Origin of the sequence: Nonomuraea terrae, assembly GCF_004348995.1 — a bacterium.
GTDB lineage: Bacteria > Actinomycetota > Actinomycetes > Streptosporangiales > Streptosporangiaceae > Nonomuraea > Nonomuraea terrae.
Genome location: NZ_SMKQ01000109.1, coordinates 1 through 15,244, shown reverse-complemented (window position 1 = coordinate 15,244; position 15,244 = coordinate 1). Strand labels below are relative to the sequence as shown.

17 protein-coding genes are annotated in these 15,244 nt (G+C 66.6%); all 17 read right to left on the bottom strand.

The window, feature by feature from the left end; all coding sequences use genetic code 11:
- Window positions 1-2: 2 nt before the first annotated feature.
- Window positions 3-374 carry a 50S ribosomal protein L14 gene (rplN, locus tag E1286_RS28375; RefSeq protein WP_132617254.1) on the bottom strand — a complete coding sequence of 124 codons (372 nt, stop codon included), beginning with the start codon at window positions 372-374 and terminating at the stop codon, window positions 3-5.
- A gap of 189 nt (window positions 375-563) precedes the next feature.
- Window positions 564-860 (bottom strand): 30S ribosomal protein S17, encoded by a 297-nt coding sequence (gene rpsQ / locus E1286_RS28370; protein ID WP_132617252.1) that lies wholly within the window; start codon window positions 858-860, stop codon window positions 564-566.
- A complete protein-coding gene (gene rpmC / locus E1286_RS28365) occupies window positions 853-1,089 on the bottom strand; it encodes a 50S ribosomal protein L29 (protein WP_132617250.1) in 237 nt (78 codons plus the stop codon). Before rpmC ends, rpsQ begins: the two co-directional genes overlap by 8 nt.
- The gene (gene rplP / locus E1286_RS28360) at window positions 1,089-1,508 is read right to left on the bottom strand and encodes a 50S ribosomal protein L16 (protein WP_106253402.1); all 420 of its coding nucleotides are present in this window, start codon (window positions 1,506-1,508) and stop codon (window positions 1,089-1,091) included. The genes rpmC and rplP overlap by 1 nt, the downstream gene beginning before the upstream one ends.
- Before the next feature lie 2 nt (window positions 1,509-1,510).
- The gene (gene rpsC / locus E1286_RS28355; protein WP_132617248.1) at window positions 1,511-2,356 is read right to left on the bottom strand and encodes a 30S ribosomal protein S3; all 846 of its coding nucleotides are present in this window, start codon (window positions 2,354-2,356) and stop codon (window positions 1,511-1,513) included.
- Complete coding sequence (rplV, locus tag E1286_RS28350; protein ID WP_090930454.1) at window positions 2,356-2,709, bottom strand: 50S ribosomal protein L22; 354 nt, start codon at window positions 2,707-2,709, stop codon at window positions 2,356-2,358. Before rplV ends, rpsC begins: the two co-directional genes overlap by 1 nt.
- A gap of 31 nt (window positions 2,710-2,740) precedes the next feature.
- On the bottom strand, window positions 2,741-3,019 hold the full coding sequence (gene rpsS / locus E1286_RS28345; protein ID WP_132617246.1) for a 30S ribosomal protein S19: 279 nt from the start codon (window positions 3,017-3,019) through the stop codon (window positions 2,741-2,743).
- 11 nt (window positions 3,020-3,030) lie between these two features.
- A complete protein-coding gene (rplB, locus tag E1286_RS28340) occupies window positions 3,031-3,867 on the bottom strand; it encodes a 50S ribosomal protein L2 (RefSeq protein ID WP_111180890.1) in 837 nt (278 codons plus the stop codon).
- A 105-nt stretch (window positions 3,868-3,972) separates the two neighbouring features.
- Entirely contained in the window at window positions 3,973-4,275 is a 303-nt protein-coding gene (gene rplW, locus E1286_RS28335) for a 50S ribosomal protein L23 (RefSeq protein WP_132617244.1), read from the bottom strand.
- On the bottom strand, window positions 4,275-4,922 hold the full coding sequence (rplD, locus tag E1286_RS28330; protein ID WP_132617242.1) for a 50S ribosomal protein L4: 648 nt from the start codon (window positions 4,920-4,922) through the stop codon (window positions 4,275-4,277). Before rplD ends, rplW begins: the two co-directional genes overlap by 1 nt.
- Window positions 4,919-5,572 carry a 50S ribosomal protein L3 gene (rplC, locus tag E1286_RS28325; RefSeq protein ID WP_132617240.1) on the bottom strand — a complete coding sequence of 218 codons (654 nt, stop codon included), beginning with the start codon at window positions 5,570-5,572 and terminating at the stop codon, window positions 4,919-4,921. Before rplC ends, rplD begins: the two co-directional genes overlap by 4 nt.
- Window positions 5,573-5,586: 14 nt before the next feature.
- Window positions 5,587-5,895 (bottom strand): 30S ribosomal protein S10, encoded by a 309-nt coding sequence (rpsJ, locus tag E1286_RS28320; protein ID WP_012887830.1) that lies wholly within the window; start codon window positions 5,893-5,895, stop codon window positions 5,587-5,589.
- Between the two features lie 250 nt (window positions 5,896-6,145).
- Window positions 6,146-7,339 (bottom strand): elongation factor Tu, encoded by a 1,194-nt coding sequence (gene tuf / locus E1286_RS28315; protein WP_132617238.1) that lies wholly within the window; start codon window positions 7,337-7,339, stop codon window positions 6,146-6,148.
- A 149-nt stretch (window positions 7,340-7,488) separates the two neighbouring features.
- On the bottom strand, window positions 7,489-9,537 hold the full coding sequence (fusA, locus tag E1286_RS28310; protein WP_246075246.1) for an elongation factor G: 2,049 nt from the start codon (window positions 9,535-9,537) through the stop codon (window positions 7,489-7,491).
- 90 nt (window positions 9,538-9,627) lie between these two features.
- Window positions 9,628-10,098, bottom strand: a complete 471-nt coding sequence (rpsG, locus tag E1286_RS28305; protein ID WP_020542314.1) for a 30S ribosomal protein S7 — start codon at window positions 10,096-10,098, stop codon at window positions 9,628-9,630.
- Window positions 10,099-10,100: 2 nt separating this feature from the next.
- Complete coding sequence (gene rpsL, locus E1286_RS28300) at window positions 10,101-10,475, bottom strand: 30S ribosomal protein S12 (protein ID WP_020542315.1); 375 nt, start codon at window positions 10,473-10,475, stop codon at window positions 10,101-10,103.
- A gap of 703 nt (window positions 10,476-11,178) precedes the next feature.
- On the bottom strand, window positions 11,179-15,054 hold the full coding sequence (locus E1286_RS28295; RefSeq protein WP_132617234.1) for a DNA-directed RNA polymerase subunit beta': 3,876 nt from the start codon (window positions 15,052-15,054) through the stop codon (window positions 11,179-11,181).
- Between the last annotated feature and the right edge of the window lie 190 nt (window positions 15,055-15,244).

Sequence of the window (15,244 nt, the reverse complement as noted above, 5' to 3'; positions counted from 1 at the left end):
CATCACAGCACCTCCGGTGCGAGCGAGATGATGCGCATGAACTTCTTGTCACGCAGCTCGCGACCCACCGGGCCGAAGATACGAGTGCCACGAGGGTCGCCGCTGTCCTTGATGATGACCGCGGCGTTCTCGTCGAAGCGGATGTAGGAGCCGTCGGGCCGGCGGCGCTCCTTGGTCGTGCGGACGACGACGGCCTTGACCACGTCGCCCTTCTTGACGCCCGTGCTGCCCGGCAGCGCGTCCTTGACTGTGGCGACGATGATGTCGCCGATACCGGCGTAGCGTCGGCCCGAGCCACCGAGAACGCGGATGCAGAGAATCTCCTTGGCACCCGTGTTGTCGGCGACCTTGAGCCGCGACTCCTGCTGGATCACGTCTTCTCCTGTTAGTCGCGCCGGTTCTCATCGCTGAGCCTGGCGGAACCTGTCGTTGTCTTGTTCCCACGGCCACAGCTCCCGACGGGAGCCGCACCGCAGGCGACGCGGGGCCGTTGCGGCCCCGCGTCCTTGGACACCGTCATGGGGGCTCAGAGCCCCCACGAGGCGCGGTATATCAGCGAAGGCCTACTTGGCCTTCTCCAGGATCTCCACGACCCTCCACCGCTTGGTGGCGGAAAGGGGGCGGGTCTCCATCAGCAGCACGCGGTCGCCGACGCCGCAGGCGTTGGCCTCGTCGTGCGCCTTGTACTTGGTCGTACGGCGGATGACCTTGCCGTACAGACGGTGCTTGACGCGGTCCTCGACGGCGACGACGACGGTCTTGTCCATCTTGTCGCTGACGACGAGGCCCTCACGAACCTTGCGGAAGTGCCGCTGGTCGTTGCTCGTCTCAGTGGTCTCGGTGGTCTCGGTCTCAGCCATCGCTCGTCTCCTTCTCGACCGTGACGATGCCCAGCTCGCGCTCGCGCATCACGGTGTAGATACGGGCGATCTCGCGGCGGACGGCACGCAGCCGCCCGTGGCTCTCCAACTGACCGGTCGCCGACTGGAAGCGGAGGTTGAACAGCTCCTCCTTCGCCTCCTTCAGCTTCTGGACGAGGGTGTCCTCGTCCTCGAGCCGCAGCTCCCCAGCGGTCAGGCCCTTAGCCATCACGCCTCACCCACTTCACGCTTAACGATCTTGCACTTCATCGGCAGCTTGTGGATCGCCCGGGTGAGCGCCTCACGAGCCACCGACTCCGCCACGCCGGACAGCTCGAACATCACGCGTCCGGGCTTGACGTTGGCGATCCACCACTCCGGCGAACCCTTACCGGAACCCATGCGGGTCTCGGCCGGCTTCTTGGTGAGCGGACGGTCCGGGTAGATGTTGATCCACACCTTGCCGCCACGGCGGATGTGCCGGGTCATGGCGATACGAGCCGACTCGATCTGGCGGTTGGTCACGTACGAGTGCTCAATCGCCTGGATGCCGAACTCGCCGAACACGACCCTGGTGCCGCCCTTGGCGGCTCCGCTGCGGTCAGGCCGGTGCTGCTTGCGGTGCTTGACCCTGCGCGGGATCAGCATGGTCAGCTCCCTTCAGCACCCGGCTGCGCAGCCGGGCCGGTCTCGGGGGCGGCCTGCGAAGCCGCCTCGGTACGGGGGGCGCGGTCACCACGGCCGCCACCACCGCGGCGGGCGCCACCGGCGCCACCACGACGGGGACGGTCGCCGCCACCACGACGGTCGTCACGCTCGCGACGCTGACCGGCACGGGCGCCGGCGGCGGCCGCCTCGCGCTCGGCGCGGCTCGTCGGAGCCTCACCCTTGTAGATCCAGACCTTCACGCCGATACGGCCGAAGGTCGTACGGGCCTCGTAGAAGCCGTAGTCGATGTCCGCGCGAAGCGTGTGCAGCGGCACACGGCCCTCGCGGTAGAACTCCGACCTCGACATCTCGGCGCCGCCCAGACGACCGGAGCACTGGACACGGATGCCCTTGGCGCCGGACTTCATGGCCGACTGCATCGCCTTGCGCATGGCACGGCGGAACGAGACACGGCTGGACAGCTGCTCGGCCACGCCCTGCGCGACGAGCTGCGCGTCGATCTCAGGGTTCTTGACCTCGAGGATGTTCAGCTGGACCTGCTTCTTGGTCAGCTTCTCGAGGTCGCCACGGATACGGTCCGCCTCGGCGCCGCGCCGGCCGATCACGATGCCCGGACGCGCGGTGTGGATGTCCACCTGCACGCGGTCGGTCGTGCGCTCGATCTCGACCTTGGAGATGCCGGCCCGCTCCATGCCCTTCTGCAGCATGCGACGGATCGCCACGTCCTCGGCGACGTACGACTTGTACAGCTTGTCGGCGTACCACCGGCTCTTGAAGTCGGTCGTGATGCCGAGGCGGAACCCGTGCGGGTTAACCTTCTGGCCCACTATCGGGTCCTTCCCTTCGGCTCGCGGGACTCCACGATCACGGTGATGTGGCTCGTCCGCTTGTTGATCCGATAGGCGCGACCCTGTGCACGCGGACGGAACCGCTTCAGCGTCGGGCCCTCGTCGACCCACGCGCGGCTCACGACGAGCGTGTTCGGGTCGAGATCGAAGTTGTGCTCAGCGTTCGCCATGGCGCTGCTGAGCACCTTGTAGATCGGTTCGCTCGCCGACTGGGGAGCGAACTGCAGCACGGCCTGCGCCTCCGAAGCGGGCAGCCCGCGAATAAGGTCCACCACGCGGCGGGCCTTCATGGGCGTGACACGGACGAACCGCGCCTGGGCCCTGGCTTCCATCGCTTACTCCTCTGAATGCTTCTGAAGGCGTCTATCGCCGGCTGCGCCGGTCTTCCTTGACGTGGCTGCGGAACGTCCGCGTGGGGGCGAACTCTCCGAGCTTGTGGCCGATCATCGACTCGGTGATGAACACCGGGACGTGCTTGCGGCCGTCGTGCACGGCGATCGTGTGCCCGAGCATGTCGGGAACGATCATGGAGCGCCGCGACCACGTCTTGATGACGGTTTTGGTGCCCTTCTCGTTCTGGACGTCGACCTTCTTCTGAAGGTGGTCGTCCACGAAGGGACCCTTCTTAAGGCTACGTGGCATCTCGGCTGCTCCTACCGCTTCTTCCTCTTGCTCCGACGACGGATGATCAGCCGGTCGCTGGACTTGTTGGCCTGGCGGGTGCGGCCCTCGGGCTTACCCTTCGGGTTCACCGGGTGGCGACCACCGGAGGTCTTGCCCTCACCACCACCGTGCGGGTGGTCGACGGGGTTCATCGCGACACCGCGGACGGTCGGGCGCTTGCCCTTCCACCGCATACGGCCGGCCTTGCCCCAGTTGATGTTGGCCTGCTCGGCGTTGCCGACCTGGCCGACCGTCGCCCGGCAGCGCACGTCGACCATGCGCATTTCACCGGACGGCATACGCAGGGTGGCGTACTGGCCTTCCTTGGCGAGCAGCTGGATCTGAGCGCCCGCGGAACGGCCGAGCTTGGCGCCGCCGCCCGGACGGAGCTCCACCGCGTGGATGAAGGTACCGGTCGGGATGTTGCGCAGCGGCAGGCAGTTGCCCGGCTTGATGTCGGCAGCGGGGCCGTTCTCGATTCGGTCGCCCTGCTTGAGGCCGGTCGGCGCGATGATGTAGCGCTTCTCGCCGTCCGCGTAGTGGAGCAGAGCGATGTTGGCGGTGCGGTTGGGGTCGTACTCGATGTGAGCGACCTTGGCCGGAATGCCGTCCTTGTCATGCCTACGGAAGTCGATGATCCGGTAGGCGCGCTTGTGACCGCCGCCCTGGTGGCGGGCGGTGACTCGGCCGTGTACGTTGCGGCCGCCCTTGCTGTGAAGGGGCGCAAGCAACGACTTCTCGGGCGTGCTGCGGGTGATCTCGGAGAAGTCCGAGACACTCGACCCGCGGCGACCCGGAGTCGTCGGCTTGTACTTACGGATGCCCATCTTTTTCGTTCATCCTTCGTCGGTTACATGGGTGAGCCCGCCGCACCGGAGTGCGACGGTCTCACCCCGCGGGCCCGGCCGGGCCCGCTCCGTTCTATGGCGCTGCTAGCCGATCTGACCGAAGATGTCGATCCGATCGCCCTCGACCAGGCTCACGATGGCGCGCTTGGTGTCGGGACGCTTGCCGTAACCGGTACGGGTCCGCTTGCGCTTGCCCTGCCGGTTGATGGTGTTCACGTTGGTGACCTTGACCCCGAAGATCTGCTCGACCGCGATCTTGACCTGGGTCTTGTTCGCGGTCGTCCTCACCAGGAACGTGTACTTGTTGTTCTCATCGATCAGGCCGTAGCTCTTCTCAGAGACGACCGGCTTGATGATGATGTCGCGCGGGTCGGCGATCTTCTCCATCAGGCGTCTTCCTTCCCGCCAGTCAGCCGCGCCACGACCTGGTCGTACGCCTCCTGGGTGAAGACCACGTCGTCGTGCACGAGCACGTCGTAGGTGTTGAGCTGCCCGGCGTCCAGCAGGTGGACCTCGGGAGCGTTGCGCAGGCTCATCCAGGTCAGCTCGTCGTCCGCGTCGACCACGACGAGAACGCGCGGAGCCTGGGTGATCTTGCGCAGGGCCTCCAGGGCGGCCTTGGTCTTGGGCGTCTCGCCGGTGACCAGCGAGCTGACCACGTGCACGCGTCCGCCACCGGCCCGGTCGGACAGGGCGCCGCGCAGCGCGGCGGCCTTCATCTTCTTGGGCGTGCGCTGGGAGTAGTCCCGCGGCACGGGGCCGTGGACGACGCCACCGCCGGCGAACTGCGGCGCACGAGTCGAACCCTGGCGGGCGCGGCCGGTGCCCTTCTGGCGGTACGGCTTCTTGCCGCCGCCGGAGACCTCACCGCGGGTCTTGGCCTTGTGGGTGCCCTGCCGGCGAGCGGCGAGCTGGGCCACGACCACCTGGTGGATCAGCGGAACGTTGACCTTGGTGCCGAAGATGTCTTCGGGCAGGTCAACCGTGCCGGCCTTCGCGCCGCTGGCGTCGAGGACGTCAATAGTGGTGCTCACTTGGCAGCCCCCTTCTTGGCAGCGGTACGGACGAGGACCAGGCTGCCGTTGGCGCCGGGGACCGCACCCTTGATCAGGATGAGACCCTTCTCGGCGTCGACGGCGTGAACCTTGAGGCTCTGCACAGTGGTGCGGACGTTACCCATCCGACCAGCCATGCGCAGACCCTTGAATACGCGGCCCGGGGTGGCGCAGCCACCGATGGAACCCGGCGAACGGTGCTTGCGCTGCGTACCGTGCGACGCACCCAGACCACCGAAGCCGTGCCGCTTCATGACACCGGCGAAGCCCTTACCCTTGCTCTTGCCCGTCACGTCGACGAACTGGCCGGCCTCGAAGGTGTCGGCCAGCAGCTCCTGGCCGAGGGTGTAGTCGTTCGCGTCGTCGGTGCGGATCTCCGCGAAGTAACGGCGCGGGGTGATGTCGTGCTTACGCAGGTAGTCGCCGAGCGGCTTGTTGACCTTCCGTGGGTCGACCTGCCCGAAGCCGAGCTGGATGGCGGAGTAGCCGTCCTTCTCGGGCGTGCGGACGCGGGTCACCACGCACGGACCGGCCTCGACCACGGTCACCGGAATCATCCGGTTGTCCGCGTCGAAGACCTGGGTCATGCCGAGCTTCTTGCCCAGGACGCCCTTGATCGTCTTAGCCATGTCAGTGCGTTCCCTCAGAGCTTGATCGAAATGTCGACACCCGCGGGGAGGTCGAGCCGCATGAGCGAGTCAACCGTCTTGGGGGTCGGGTCGATGATGTCAATCAGCCGCTTGTGCGTGCGCATCTCGAAGTGCTCGCGGCTGTCCTTGTACTTGTGCGGCGAGCGGATGACGCAGTACACGTTCTTCTCGGTCGGCAGCGGCACCGGGCCCGCGACCTTCGCGCCAGTCCGCGTCACCGTCTCGACGATCTTCTTGGCCGAGCTATCGATGACCTCGTGGTCATAGGCCTTGAGCCGAATGCGGATCTTCTGTCCCGCCATAGTGGCCTCGGTGTCCTTCGCTGTCGTCTGAAAAAGTATCGTGCGGCCTGTTGCCGCTGTGCTGATGCAGGCCAAGCCTGCGTTGACCCCACGAGGCAGACGTTGACGATCTGCCTTATTCTTCCGTGATCCGGCAGTGACTTCGGTCACCTGGCCGAAGCAACTGCTGGATCACGGCGCTCGCGTGGAGCCCTGACAGGGTTCGGCGGTCGGCCCGGATGCGGGGCCGACCGCCGCCCCGACGGTCTAGCTACTTGATGATCTTCGTGACCCGACCGGCGCCGACGGTGCGGCCACCCTCACGGATCGCGAACTTGAGGCCTTCCTCCATGGCGATGGGCTGGATCAGCTCAACGCGCATCTCGGTGTTGTCGCCCGGCATGACCATCTCGGTGCCCTCGGGGAGGTGCACGACACCGGTCACGTCAGTCGTACGGAAGTAGAACTGCGGGCGGTAGTTGTTGAAGAACGGCGTGTGGCGGCCGCCCTCGTCCTTGGACAGGATGTAGACCTGGCCCTCGAACTCGGTGTGCGGAGTGGTCGTGCCCGGCTTGATGATGCACTGGCCGCGCTCGACGTCGTCGCGCTTGATGCCGCGGAGCAGCAGGGCGGCGTTGTCGCCGGCGTGACCCTCGTCGAGCATCTTGTTGAACATCTCGATGCTGGTGACGGTGGTCGTCGTCTTCTCCGGCTTGATGCCGATGATGTCGACCTGCTCGTTGACCTTGACGATGCCACGCTCGATACGACCGGTGACGACCGTGCCGCGACCGGTGATCGAGAAGACGTCCTCGACCGGCATGAGGAACGGCTTCTCCGTCTCACGCGGCGGCTCGGGCACGTTCTCGTCGACGGCGTTCATCAGCTCGATGATGCTGTCGGCCCACTTCTCGTCGCCCTCAAGAGCCTTGAGCGCGGAGACGCGGACGACCGGCAGGTCGTCGCCGGGGAACTCCTGAGCGGACAGGAGCTCACGGACCTCGAGCTCGACGAGCTCCAGGATCTCCTCGTCGTCCACCATGTCGGACTTGTTGAGGGCCACGACGATGTAGGGAACGCCGACCTGGCGGGCCAGGAGGACGTGCTCCTTCGTCTGCGGCATCGGACCGTCAGTCGCGGCGACCACCAGGATGGCGCCGTCCATCTGAGCGGCACCGGTGATCATGTTCTTGACGTAGTCCGCGTGGCCGGGGCAGTCAACGTGAGCGTAGTGACGCTTCTCCGTCTGGTACTCGACGTGCGCGATGGAGATCGTGATGCCACGAGCCTTCTCCTCCGGCGCCTTGTCGATCTTGTCGAACGGGGTCGCCTGGTTCAGCTCGGGAAACCGGTCGTGGAGCACCTTGGTGATCGCCGCGGTCAGCGTGGTCTTGCCGTGGTCGATGTGCCCAATGGTGCCGATGTTCATGTGCGGCTTGGTCCGCTCGAACTTGGCCTTACCCACTAGTTCTCTCCTTGAGAATCTGACTGACTTTCGTCTACACACTCGGGCCCGGGAACCCCCGAACCCCTTGGCGGTGGGGTGGCTCTCACCACCCCACCAGGGACCAGGACAGCCGTCCTGGCCCGGCCCCGTGCGGGACCGGACCGGAACTATTCGCCCCGGGCCTTCGCGACGATCTCCTTGGCGATGCCCGGAGGCACCTCAGCGTAGGAGTCGAACTGCATGCTGTAGCTCGCGCGCCCCTGCGTCTTGCTACGCAGGTCGCCCACGTAGCCGAACATCTCAGACAACGGCACGAGCGCCTGGACGACACGGGCGCCGGCCCGCTCGTCCATCGCCTGGATCTGCCCGCGGCGACCGTTGAGGTCACCGATGACGTCACCCATGTAGTCCTCGGGCGTGGTGACCTCAACGGCCATCATCGGCTCGAGGAGAACAGCGTCCGCCTTGCGCGCGGCCTCCTTGAAGGCCATCGAGCCGGCGATCTTGAAGGCCATCTCCGAGGAGTCGACGTCGTGCGCGGCACCATCGATCAGCGTCACCTTCACGCCCACCATCGGATAACCGGCCAGCACGCCGAACTCGGCGGCCTCCTGGGCGCCCGCGTCGACCGACGGGATGTACTCCCGCGGGACGCGGCCACCCGTGACCTTGTTCTCGAACTCGTAGCCGTCGTTGCCTTCGCCCAGCGGTTCGAGGTTGATGATCACCCGCGCGAACTGACCGGAACCACCGGTCTGCTTCTTGTGGGTGTAGTCGAGCTTCTCCACCTTGCGGCGGATGGTCTCGCGGTAGGCCACCTGCGGGCGGCCCACGTTGGCCTCCACCTTGAACTCGCGACGCATGCGGTCGACGAGAATCTCCAGGTGAAGCTCGCCCATGCCCCAGATGACCGTCTGACCGGTCTCCTCGTCGCGGCGGACCTGGAAGGACGGGTCCTCCTCGGCCAGCCGCTGGATGGCGGTCGAGAGCTTCTCCTGGTCGCCCTTGGTCTTCGGCTCGATGGCGACGTTGATCACCGGAGCCGGGAACGTCATCGACTCGAGCACGACCTGGTTCGACGGGTCGGAGAGGGTGTCGCCGGTCGTGGTGTCCTTCAGACCCATGACGGCGACGATCTGGCCGGCGATCGCCGTGGGGCGCTCTTCGCGCTTGTTGGCGTGCATCTGGTAGATCTTGCCGATCCGCTCCTTCTTCCCCTTCACAGAGTTGATGACCTGTGAACCGGTCTCGAGCGTGCCCGAGTAGATGCGGATGTAGGTGAGCTTGCCCAGGTGCGGGTCGCTGGCGATCTTGAAGGCCAGAGCGGAGAACGGCTCGGCCGGGTCCGCGTGACGCTCGATCACCTTCTCCTCGTTGCCGACCGCGTGGCCCTTGAAGGCCTTGAGGTCGGTCGGGGCGGGGAGGTAGGCGACGATCGCGTCGAGCAGGGGCTGCACACCCTTGTTCTTGAACGCGGTGCCGCACAGCACCGGGTTGATGGCGCTGGCCAGCGTGGCGCGGCGGATGGCCGCCACCAGCTGCTCCTCGGTGGGCTCGGTGCCCTCGAGGAAGAGCTCCATCAGCTCGTCGTCGTTCTCCGCCACGGTCTCGATGAGCCGGTCGCGCCATTCCCTGGCGGCGTCGGCGTGGTCGGCCGGGATGTCGACGGTGTCGTACATCTCGCCCTTGGCCGCCTCGGCGCTCCAGACGAGCGCCTTCATCTTGATGAGGTCGATGACGCCCTTGAAGTCGGCCTCGACGCCCAGCGGGAGCTGGATGACGGCCGGGGTCGCCCCCAGGCGGTTGACCATCATGTCGACGCAGCGGTGGAACTCCGCGCCGACCCGGTCCATCTTGTTCACGAAGCAGATGCGCGGGACGTTGTAGCGGTCAGCCTGGCGCCACACCGTCTCCGACTGCGGTTCGACACCCGCGACACCGTCGAACACGGCGACGGCACCGTCGAGGACGCGAAGCGAGCGCTCCACCTCGATGGTGAAGTCGACGTGACCCGGGGTGTCGATGATGTTGATGGTGTGACCGAGCCACTCACAGGTCGTCGCGGCGGACGTGATCGTGATGCCGCGCTCCTGCTCCTGCTCCATCCAGTCCATCGTGGCAGCGCCCTCGTGGACTTCACCGATCTTGTAGTTGATGCCGGTGTAGAACAGGATGCGCTCGGTCGTGGTGGTCTTGCCCGCGTCGATATGGGCCATGATCCCGATGTTGCGGACCTTGGCCAGGTCAAGAGCGGTCGTGGTGGCCACTTCTCTCGCGTCCTCGTCGTCTCGTCGAACCCGCCGGGGTTACCAGCGGTAGTGGGCGAAGGCCTTGTTGGACTCGGCCATCTTGTGGGTGTCCTCGCGCTTCTTCACGCTCGCCCCGAGGCCGTTGCTGGCGTCGAGGAGCTCGTTCATGAGGCGCTCGGTCATGGTCTTCTCGCGGCGGGCGCGGGAGTACTGCACCAGCCAGCGCAGGGCCAGGGTGGTGCTGCGCGCGGCGCGCACCTCGACCGGCACCTGGTAGGTGGCACCACCGACGCGACGGCTGCGGACCTCGAGGGTCGGCTTGACGTTGTCAAGCGCGCGCTTGAGGGTGACGACCGGGTCGTTGCCCGTCTTCTCCCTGCAGCCCTCGAGGGCGCCGTAGACGATCGACTGCGCGATGGAGCGCTTGCCGTCCAGAAGCACCTTGTTGATCAGGGCGGTCACCAGCGGCGAGCTGTAAACCGGGTCAGCCATGAGCTGACGACGGCCAGGAGAACCCTTACGAGGCATTGTTAGCTCTTCTCCTTCTTCGCGCCGTAGCGGCTACGGGCCTGCTTGCGGTTGCGGACACCCTGGGTGTCGAGCGAACCACGGATGATCTTGTAGCGAACACCAGGCAGGTCCTTCACACGACCGCCACGCACGAGCACGATGGAGTGCTCCTGGAGGTTGTGACCCACACCGGGGATGTAGGCCGTGACCTCGATGCCGTTCGTGAGCCGAACGCGGGCCACCTTGCGCAGTGCCGAGTTGGGCTTCTTCGGGGTGGTGGTGTAGACGCGCTGGCAAACGCCGCGTCGCTGCGGGCTCCCCTTGAGGGCAGGAGTCTTGGTCTTGGAGACCTTGTCCTGCCGGCCCTTGCGGACCAACTGCTGAATAGTGGGCACTGCCACTCCGTTTCGTGCCTTGGCCGGTGTTACGTTCATTGGTCTTGCGTTTCGCAGGTACTGCCGGTGTCATGACCTGCTGGTTTTTCTTGTCTCGGCGCCCCCGCGCTCGGGCGTGTCGCGCTACTCGCACAGCACGTCCACGAGGATTACGAGCCAGGAAGCCGTCCTGCGCCCGTAATGAGCGCACGGCCGAGAGCCCGCTAGAAGTCGGGCACGATGCTCAAGACTACCCAGGCCCACGCGACACGTCAAAACGGCGCGACAAAGCGGATAAGCCTTGCCACTCCGGGTCGCCGGGGCCTATTTCATCCAGCCCATCTACAGCTCCGCCGCCATGATACCTGTCCGGCATGGCTGCCCGCGCCGGATCCGGCCACAACGCGGCCGGCTCCCGATCCCTCTGTTTTCCCGCTGCCCCACGCGCCTTTCCCCATACCTTGTCCCCACGGTCATATCCCCGTAACCCTCCATCGGAGAGCCCTGCGGCCCGCTGCCCGCTTCGGCCACGGAGAGGGCCCACGGGGCGGCGTGACGGCGGCCCGCCGGTGAAGGGGTCAGTGGGCGTCTCCCTGGAGGGTCCTCAGCCACGGGCGGCGGGTGGGCCGGCCTGGCTCTGCCGTAACAGGGAGGCGGGAAAAGCAGCGCGCCCGGGCCTCTCGGACGAGAGACCCGGGCGCGTCACCTACAGGCGACTAAGCGATCACCGGTTGTACTGGCCGAAGTCGTACTCCTCCAGCGGAACGGCCTCGCCGCTGCCGGTGCCGAAGGTGTAGTCGGCCGCCGAACCGTCGTAACCGCCGACGGTGTACATGGCGGCCTTGGCCTCCTCGGTCGGCTCGACCCGGATGTTGCGGTACTGGGGCATGCCCGTACCGGCCGGGATGAGCTTACCGATGATGACGTTCTCCTTCAGGCCCAGGAGCGAGTCGGACTTGGCGTGGATCGCCGCGTCCGTCAGGACCCTGGTCGTCTCCTGGAAGGAGGCCGCCGACAGCCACGACTCGGTGGCGAGCGACGCCTTCGTGATGCCCATGAGCACCGGACGGCCGGCGGCGGGCTGGCCGCTCTCGGCCACGGTCTCGCGGTTCATCAGCTCGAAGCGCGGACGCTCGACGAGCTCGCCGGGCAGCAGGTCGGTGTCACCGGACTCCAGCACGTTCACGCGCTTGAGCATCTGCCGCACGATGATCTCGATGTGCTTGTCGTGGATCGACACACCCTGCGACCGGTAGACCTGCTGGACCTCCGCCACCAGGTGCAGCTGCACGGCCCGCGGGCCGAGGATGCGCAGCACCTCGTTCGGGTTGACCGCACCGGCGACCAGCTGCTGGCCGACCGTGACCCGCTGGCCCTCCTGCACGAGCAGGCGCGAGCGCATCGAGACCGGGTAGGCGATCTCCTCCGACCCGTCGTCGGGGACGATCACGATCTTCCTGGTCTTGTCGGTCTCGTCGATCCGGACCCGGCCCTCGGCCTCGGAGATCGGGGCGACACCCTTGGGGATGCGCGCCTCGAACAGCTCCGTGACACGCGGCAGACCGTGGGTGATGTCGGCGCCGGCCACACCACCGGTGTGGAAGGTCCGCATCGTCAGCTGCGTGCCGGGCTCACCGATCGACTGGGCGGCGATGATGCCGACCGCCTCGCCGACGTCGACGAGCTTGCCGGTGGCCAGCGAACGGCCGTAGCACTTCGCGCAGACACCGATCTTGGCCTCGCAGACGAGCGCGCTGCGCGTCCGCACGGTCTCGATGCCGGCCTCGACCAGCTTCGTCACGTGGATGTCGTTGATGTCGACGCCCTCGGGGACGATGACCTTGCCGTCGACCACGACGTCCTCGGCGAGGATGCGGCCGTGCACGTTGGACTCGGCGTTCTCCGCCTTGACCAGGTTGCCCGCCGCGTCGCGGTCGGCCACGTGCAGCGGGACCGCGCGGTCGGTGCCGCAGTCGATCTCGCGCACGATGACGTCCTGGGCCACGTCCACCAGACGACGGGTCAGGTAACCCGAGTCGGCGGTACGCAGCGCGGTGTCGGCGAGACCCTTCCGCTGACCGTGGGTGGAGATGAAGTACTCCAGCACCGACAGGCCCTCGCGGAACGAGGCCTTGATCGGACGCGGGATCGTCTCACCCTTGGTGTTGGACACCAGGCCACGGATGCCGGCGATCTGGCGGACCTGCATCTTGTTACCGCGGGCGCCGGAGTTGACCATCATCCAGACCGGGTTGGTCGCCGGGAAGGCGTTGACCATGTCGGTCTCGACGTCGGCCGTCGCGTGCGTCCAGATCTCGATGAGCTCCTGGCGGCGCTCCTCGTCGGTGATCAGACCGCGCTCGTACTCGCGCTGGACCTTGTCAGCCCGGCGCTCGTAGTTCTCCATGATCTCGGTCTTGTTCGGGGGCGCGACGACGTCCTCGATCGAGATCGTGACACCGGAGCGGGTCGCCCAGCGGAACCCGGCGTCCTTGAGCGCGTCGAGCGCCGCGGCCACCTCGATCTTCGGGTACGTCTCCGCCAGCTCGTTCACGATCTGCGACAGCTGCTTCTTGCCGACCTGGAAGTCGACGAAGGGGTAGCTGTCCGGCAGCGTCTGGTTGAACAGGCACCGCCCGAACGTGGTCTCCAGCCGGATCGGGTCACCGGGCTCCCAGCCGTCGGGAGCGACCCATTCACGCGGCGGCAGGATGTCCTTCAGCCGGATGTGGATCTTGGCCTGGATCTCCAGCTCGCGGCGGTCGAAGGCCATCTGCGCCTCGGCGATCGAGCCGAACACGCGGCCCTCGCCCTGCGCGCCCTCCTTCATGGTCGTCAGCCAGTAGAGGCCGATGACCATGTCCTGGGTGGGCATCGTCACGGGCTTGCCGTCGGCCGGCTTGAGGATGTTGTTGGTCGAGAGCATCAGGATGCGCGCCTCGGCCTGGGCCTCAGCCGACAGCGGCAGGTGCACGGCCATCTGGTCGCCGTCGAAGTCCGCGTTGAACGCGGTGCAGACGAGCGGGTGGATCTGGATGGCCTTGCCCTCGACCAGCTGCGGCTCGAACGCCTGGATGCCCAGACGGTGGAGCGTCGGAGCACGGTTGAGCAGCACCGGGTGCTCGGTGATGACCTCTTCGAGCACGTCCCACACCACAGGGCGGGCGCGCTCGACCATCCGCTTGGCCGACTTGATGTTCTGCGCGTGGTTGAGGTCCACGAGCCTCTTCATCACGAACGGCTTGAACAGCTCCAGCGCCATCTGCTTGGGCAGACCGCACTGGTGCAGCTTGAGCTGCGGGCCGACGACGATGACCGAACGGCCGGAGTAGTCGACGCGCTTGCCCAGCAGGTTCTGGCGGAACCGGCCCTGCTTACCCTTCAGCATGTCGCTGAGGGACTTCAGCGGCCGGTTGCCGGGACCGGTGACCGGGCGACCGCGGCGGCCGTTGTCGAACAGCGCGTCCACGGCCTCCTGGAGCATCCGCTTCTCGTTGTTCACGATGATCTCGGGCGCGCCGAGGTCGAGCAGACGCTTGAGGCGGTTGTTCCGGTTGATGACCCGGCGGTACAGGTCGTTGAGGTCGGAGGTCGCGAACCGGCCACCGTCGAGCTGCACCATCGGGCGCAGGTCCGGCGGGATGACCGGGATGCAGTCGAGCACCATGCCGCGCGGCGAGTTGGTCGTATTGAGGAACGCCGACACGACCTTGAGCCGCTTGAGCGCGCGGGCCTTCTTCTGGCCCTTGCCGCTGCGGATGGTCTCGCGCAGGTTCTCGGCCTCGGCGTCGAGGTCGAAGCTCACCAGGCGCTCCTGGATCGCCTGCGCGCCCATGCCGCCCTTGAAGTAGCGGCCGAAGCGGTCGCGCATCTCGCGGTAGAGCAGCTCGTCGCCCTCGAGGTCCTGGACCTTGAGGTTCTTGAACCGCGTCCAGACCTCCTCGAGCCGGTCGAGCTCGCGCTGGGCGCGGTCGCGCAGCTGACGCATCTCGCGCTCGGCGCCCTCACGGACCTTGCGGCGCTGGTCGCCCTTGGCGCCGGCGGCCTCGAGCTCGGCCAGGTCGGCCTCGAGCTTCTTCTGCCGGGCCTCGATGTCGGCGTCACGGCGCTGCTCGATGTGCTGCCGCTCGACGGAGATCTTCGCCTCCAGCGAGGGCAGGTCACGCTCACGCAGCTCGGTGTCGACATGCGTGATCATGTAGGCCGCGAAGTAGATGACCTTCTCCAGGTCCTTCGGGGCCAGGTCGAGCAGGTAGCCGAGGCGCGACGGGACGCCCTTGAAGTACCAGATGTGCGTGACCGGCGCGGCCAGCTCGATGTGGCCCATCCGCTCACGACGCACCTTGGCGCGAGTGACCTCGACGCCGCAACGCTCACAGATGATGCCCTTGAAGCGGACCCGCTTGTACTTGCCGCAGTAGCACTCCCAGTCGCGGGTCGGGCCGAAGATCTTCTCGCAGAAGAGCCCGTCCTTTTCCGGCTTGAGAGTCCGGTAGTTGATCGTCTCGGGCTTCTTGACCTCGCCGTGCGACCACTGACGAATGTCGTCGGCCGTCGCCAGCCCGATCCGAAGCTCGTCGAAGAAGTTGACGTCTAGCATTGTGTGCGATCTCCCCCTCAGACTTCTTCCACGCTGCTCGGCTCACGCCGGGACAGGTCGATACCGAGCTCCTCCGCCGCGCGGAAGACGTCCTCGTCGGTGTCGCGCATCTCGATGGACATGCCGTCGCTGGAGAGCACCTCGACGTTGAGGCACAGCGACTGCATCTCCTTGATGAGCACCTTGAAGG

Excerpts from the sequence above, each read along its gene's own strand:
- rpsS (WP_132617246.1), bottom strand. The coding sequence starts at position 3,019 with ATGCCACGTAGCCTTAAGAAGGGTCCCTTCGTGGACGACCACCTTCAG.
- fusA (WP_246075246.1), bottom strand. The coding sequence starts at position 9,537 with ATGGCCCATATCGACGCGGGCAAGACCACCACGACCGAGCGCATCCTG.
- rpsQ (WP_132617252.1), bottom strand. The coding sequence starts at position 860 with ATGGCTGAGACCGAGACCACCGAGACCACTGAGACGAGCAACGACCAG.
- rpmC (WP_132617250.1), bottom strand. The coding sequence starts at position 1,089 with ATGGCTAAGGGCCTGACCGCTGGGGAGCTGCGGCTCGAGGACGAGGAC.
- rpsJ (WP_012887830.1), bottom strand. The coding sequence starts at position 5,895 with ATGGCGGGACAGAAGATCCGCATTCGGCTCAAGGCCTATGACCACGAG.
- rplB (WP_111180890.1), bottom strand. The coding sequence starts at position 3,867 with ATGGGCATCCGTAAGTACAAGCCGACGACTCCGGGTCGCCGCGGGTCG.
- rplW (WP_132617244.1), bottom strand. The coding sequence starts at position 4,275 with ATGGAGAAGATCGCCGACCCGCGCGACATCATCATCAAGCCGGTCGTC.
- rplV (WP_090930454.1), bottom strand. The coding sequence starts at position 2,709 with ATGGAAGCCAGGGCCCAGGCGCGGTTCGTCCGTGTCACGCCCATGAAG.
- rplC (WP_132617240.1), bottom strand. The coding sequence starts at position 5,572 with ATGGCTAAGACGATCAAGGGCGTCCTGGGCAAGAAGCTCGGCATGACC.
- rplP (WP_106253402.1), bottom strand. The coding sequence starts at position 1,508 with ATGCTGATCCCGCGCAGGGTCAAGCACCGCAAGCAGCACCGGCCTGAC.
- E1286_RS28295 (WP_132617234.1), bottom strand. The coding sequence starts at position 15,054 with ATGCTAGACGTCAACTTCTTCGACGAGCTTCGGATCGGGCTGGCGACG.
- rpsG (WP_020542314.1), bottom strand. The coding sequence starts at position 10,098 with ATGCCTCGTAAGGGTTCTCCTGGCCGTCGTCAGCTCATGGCTGACCCG.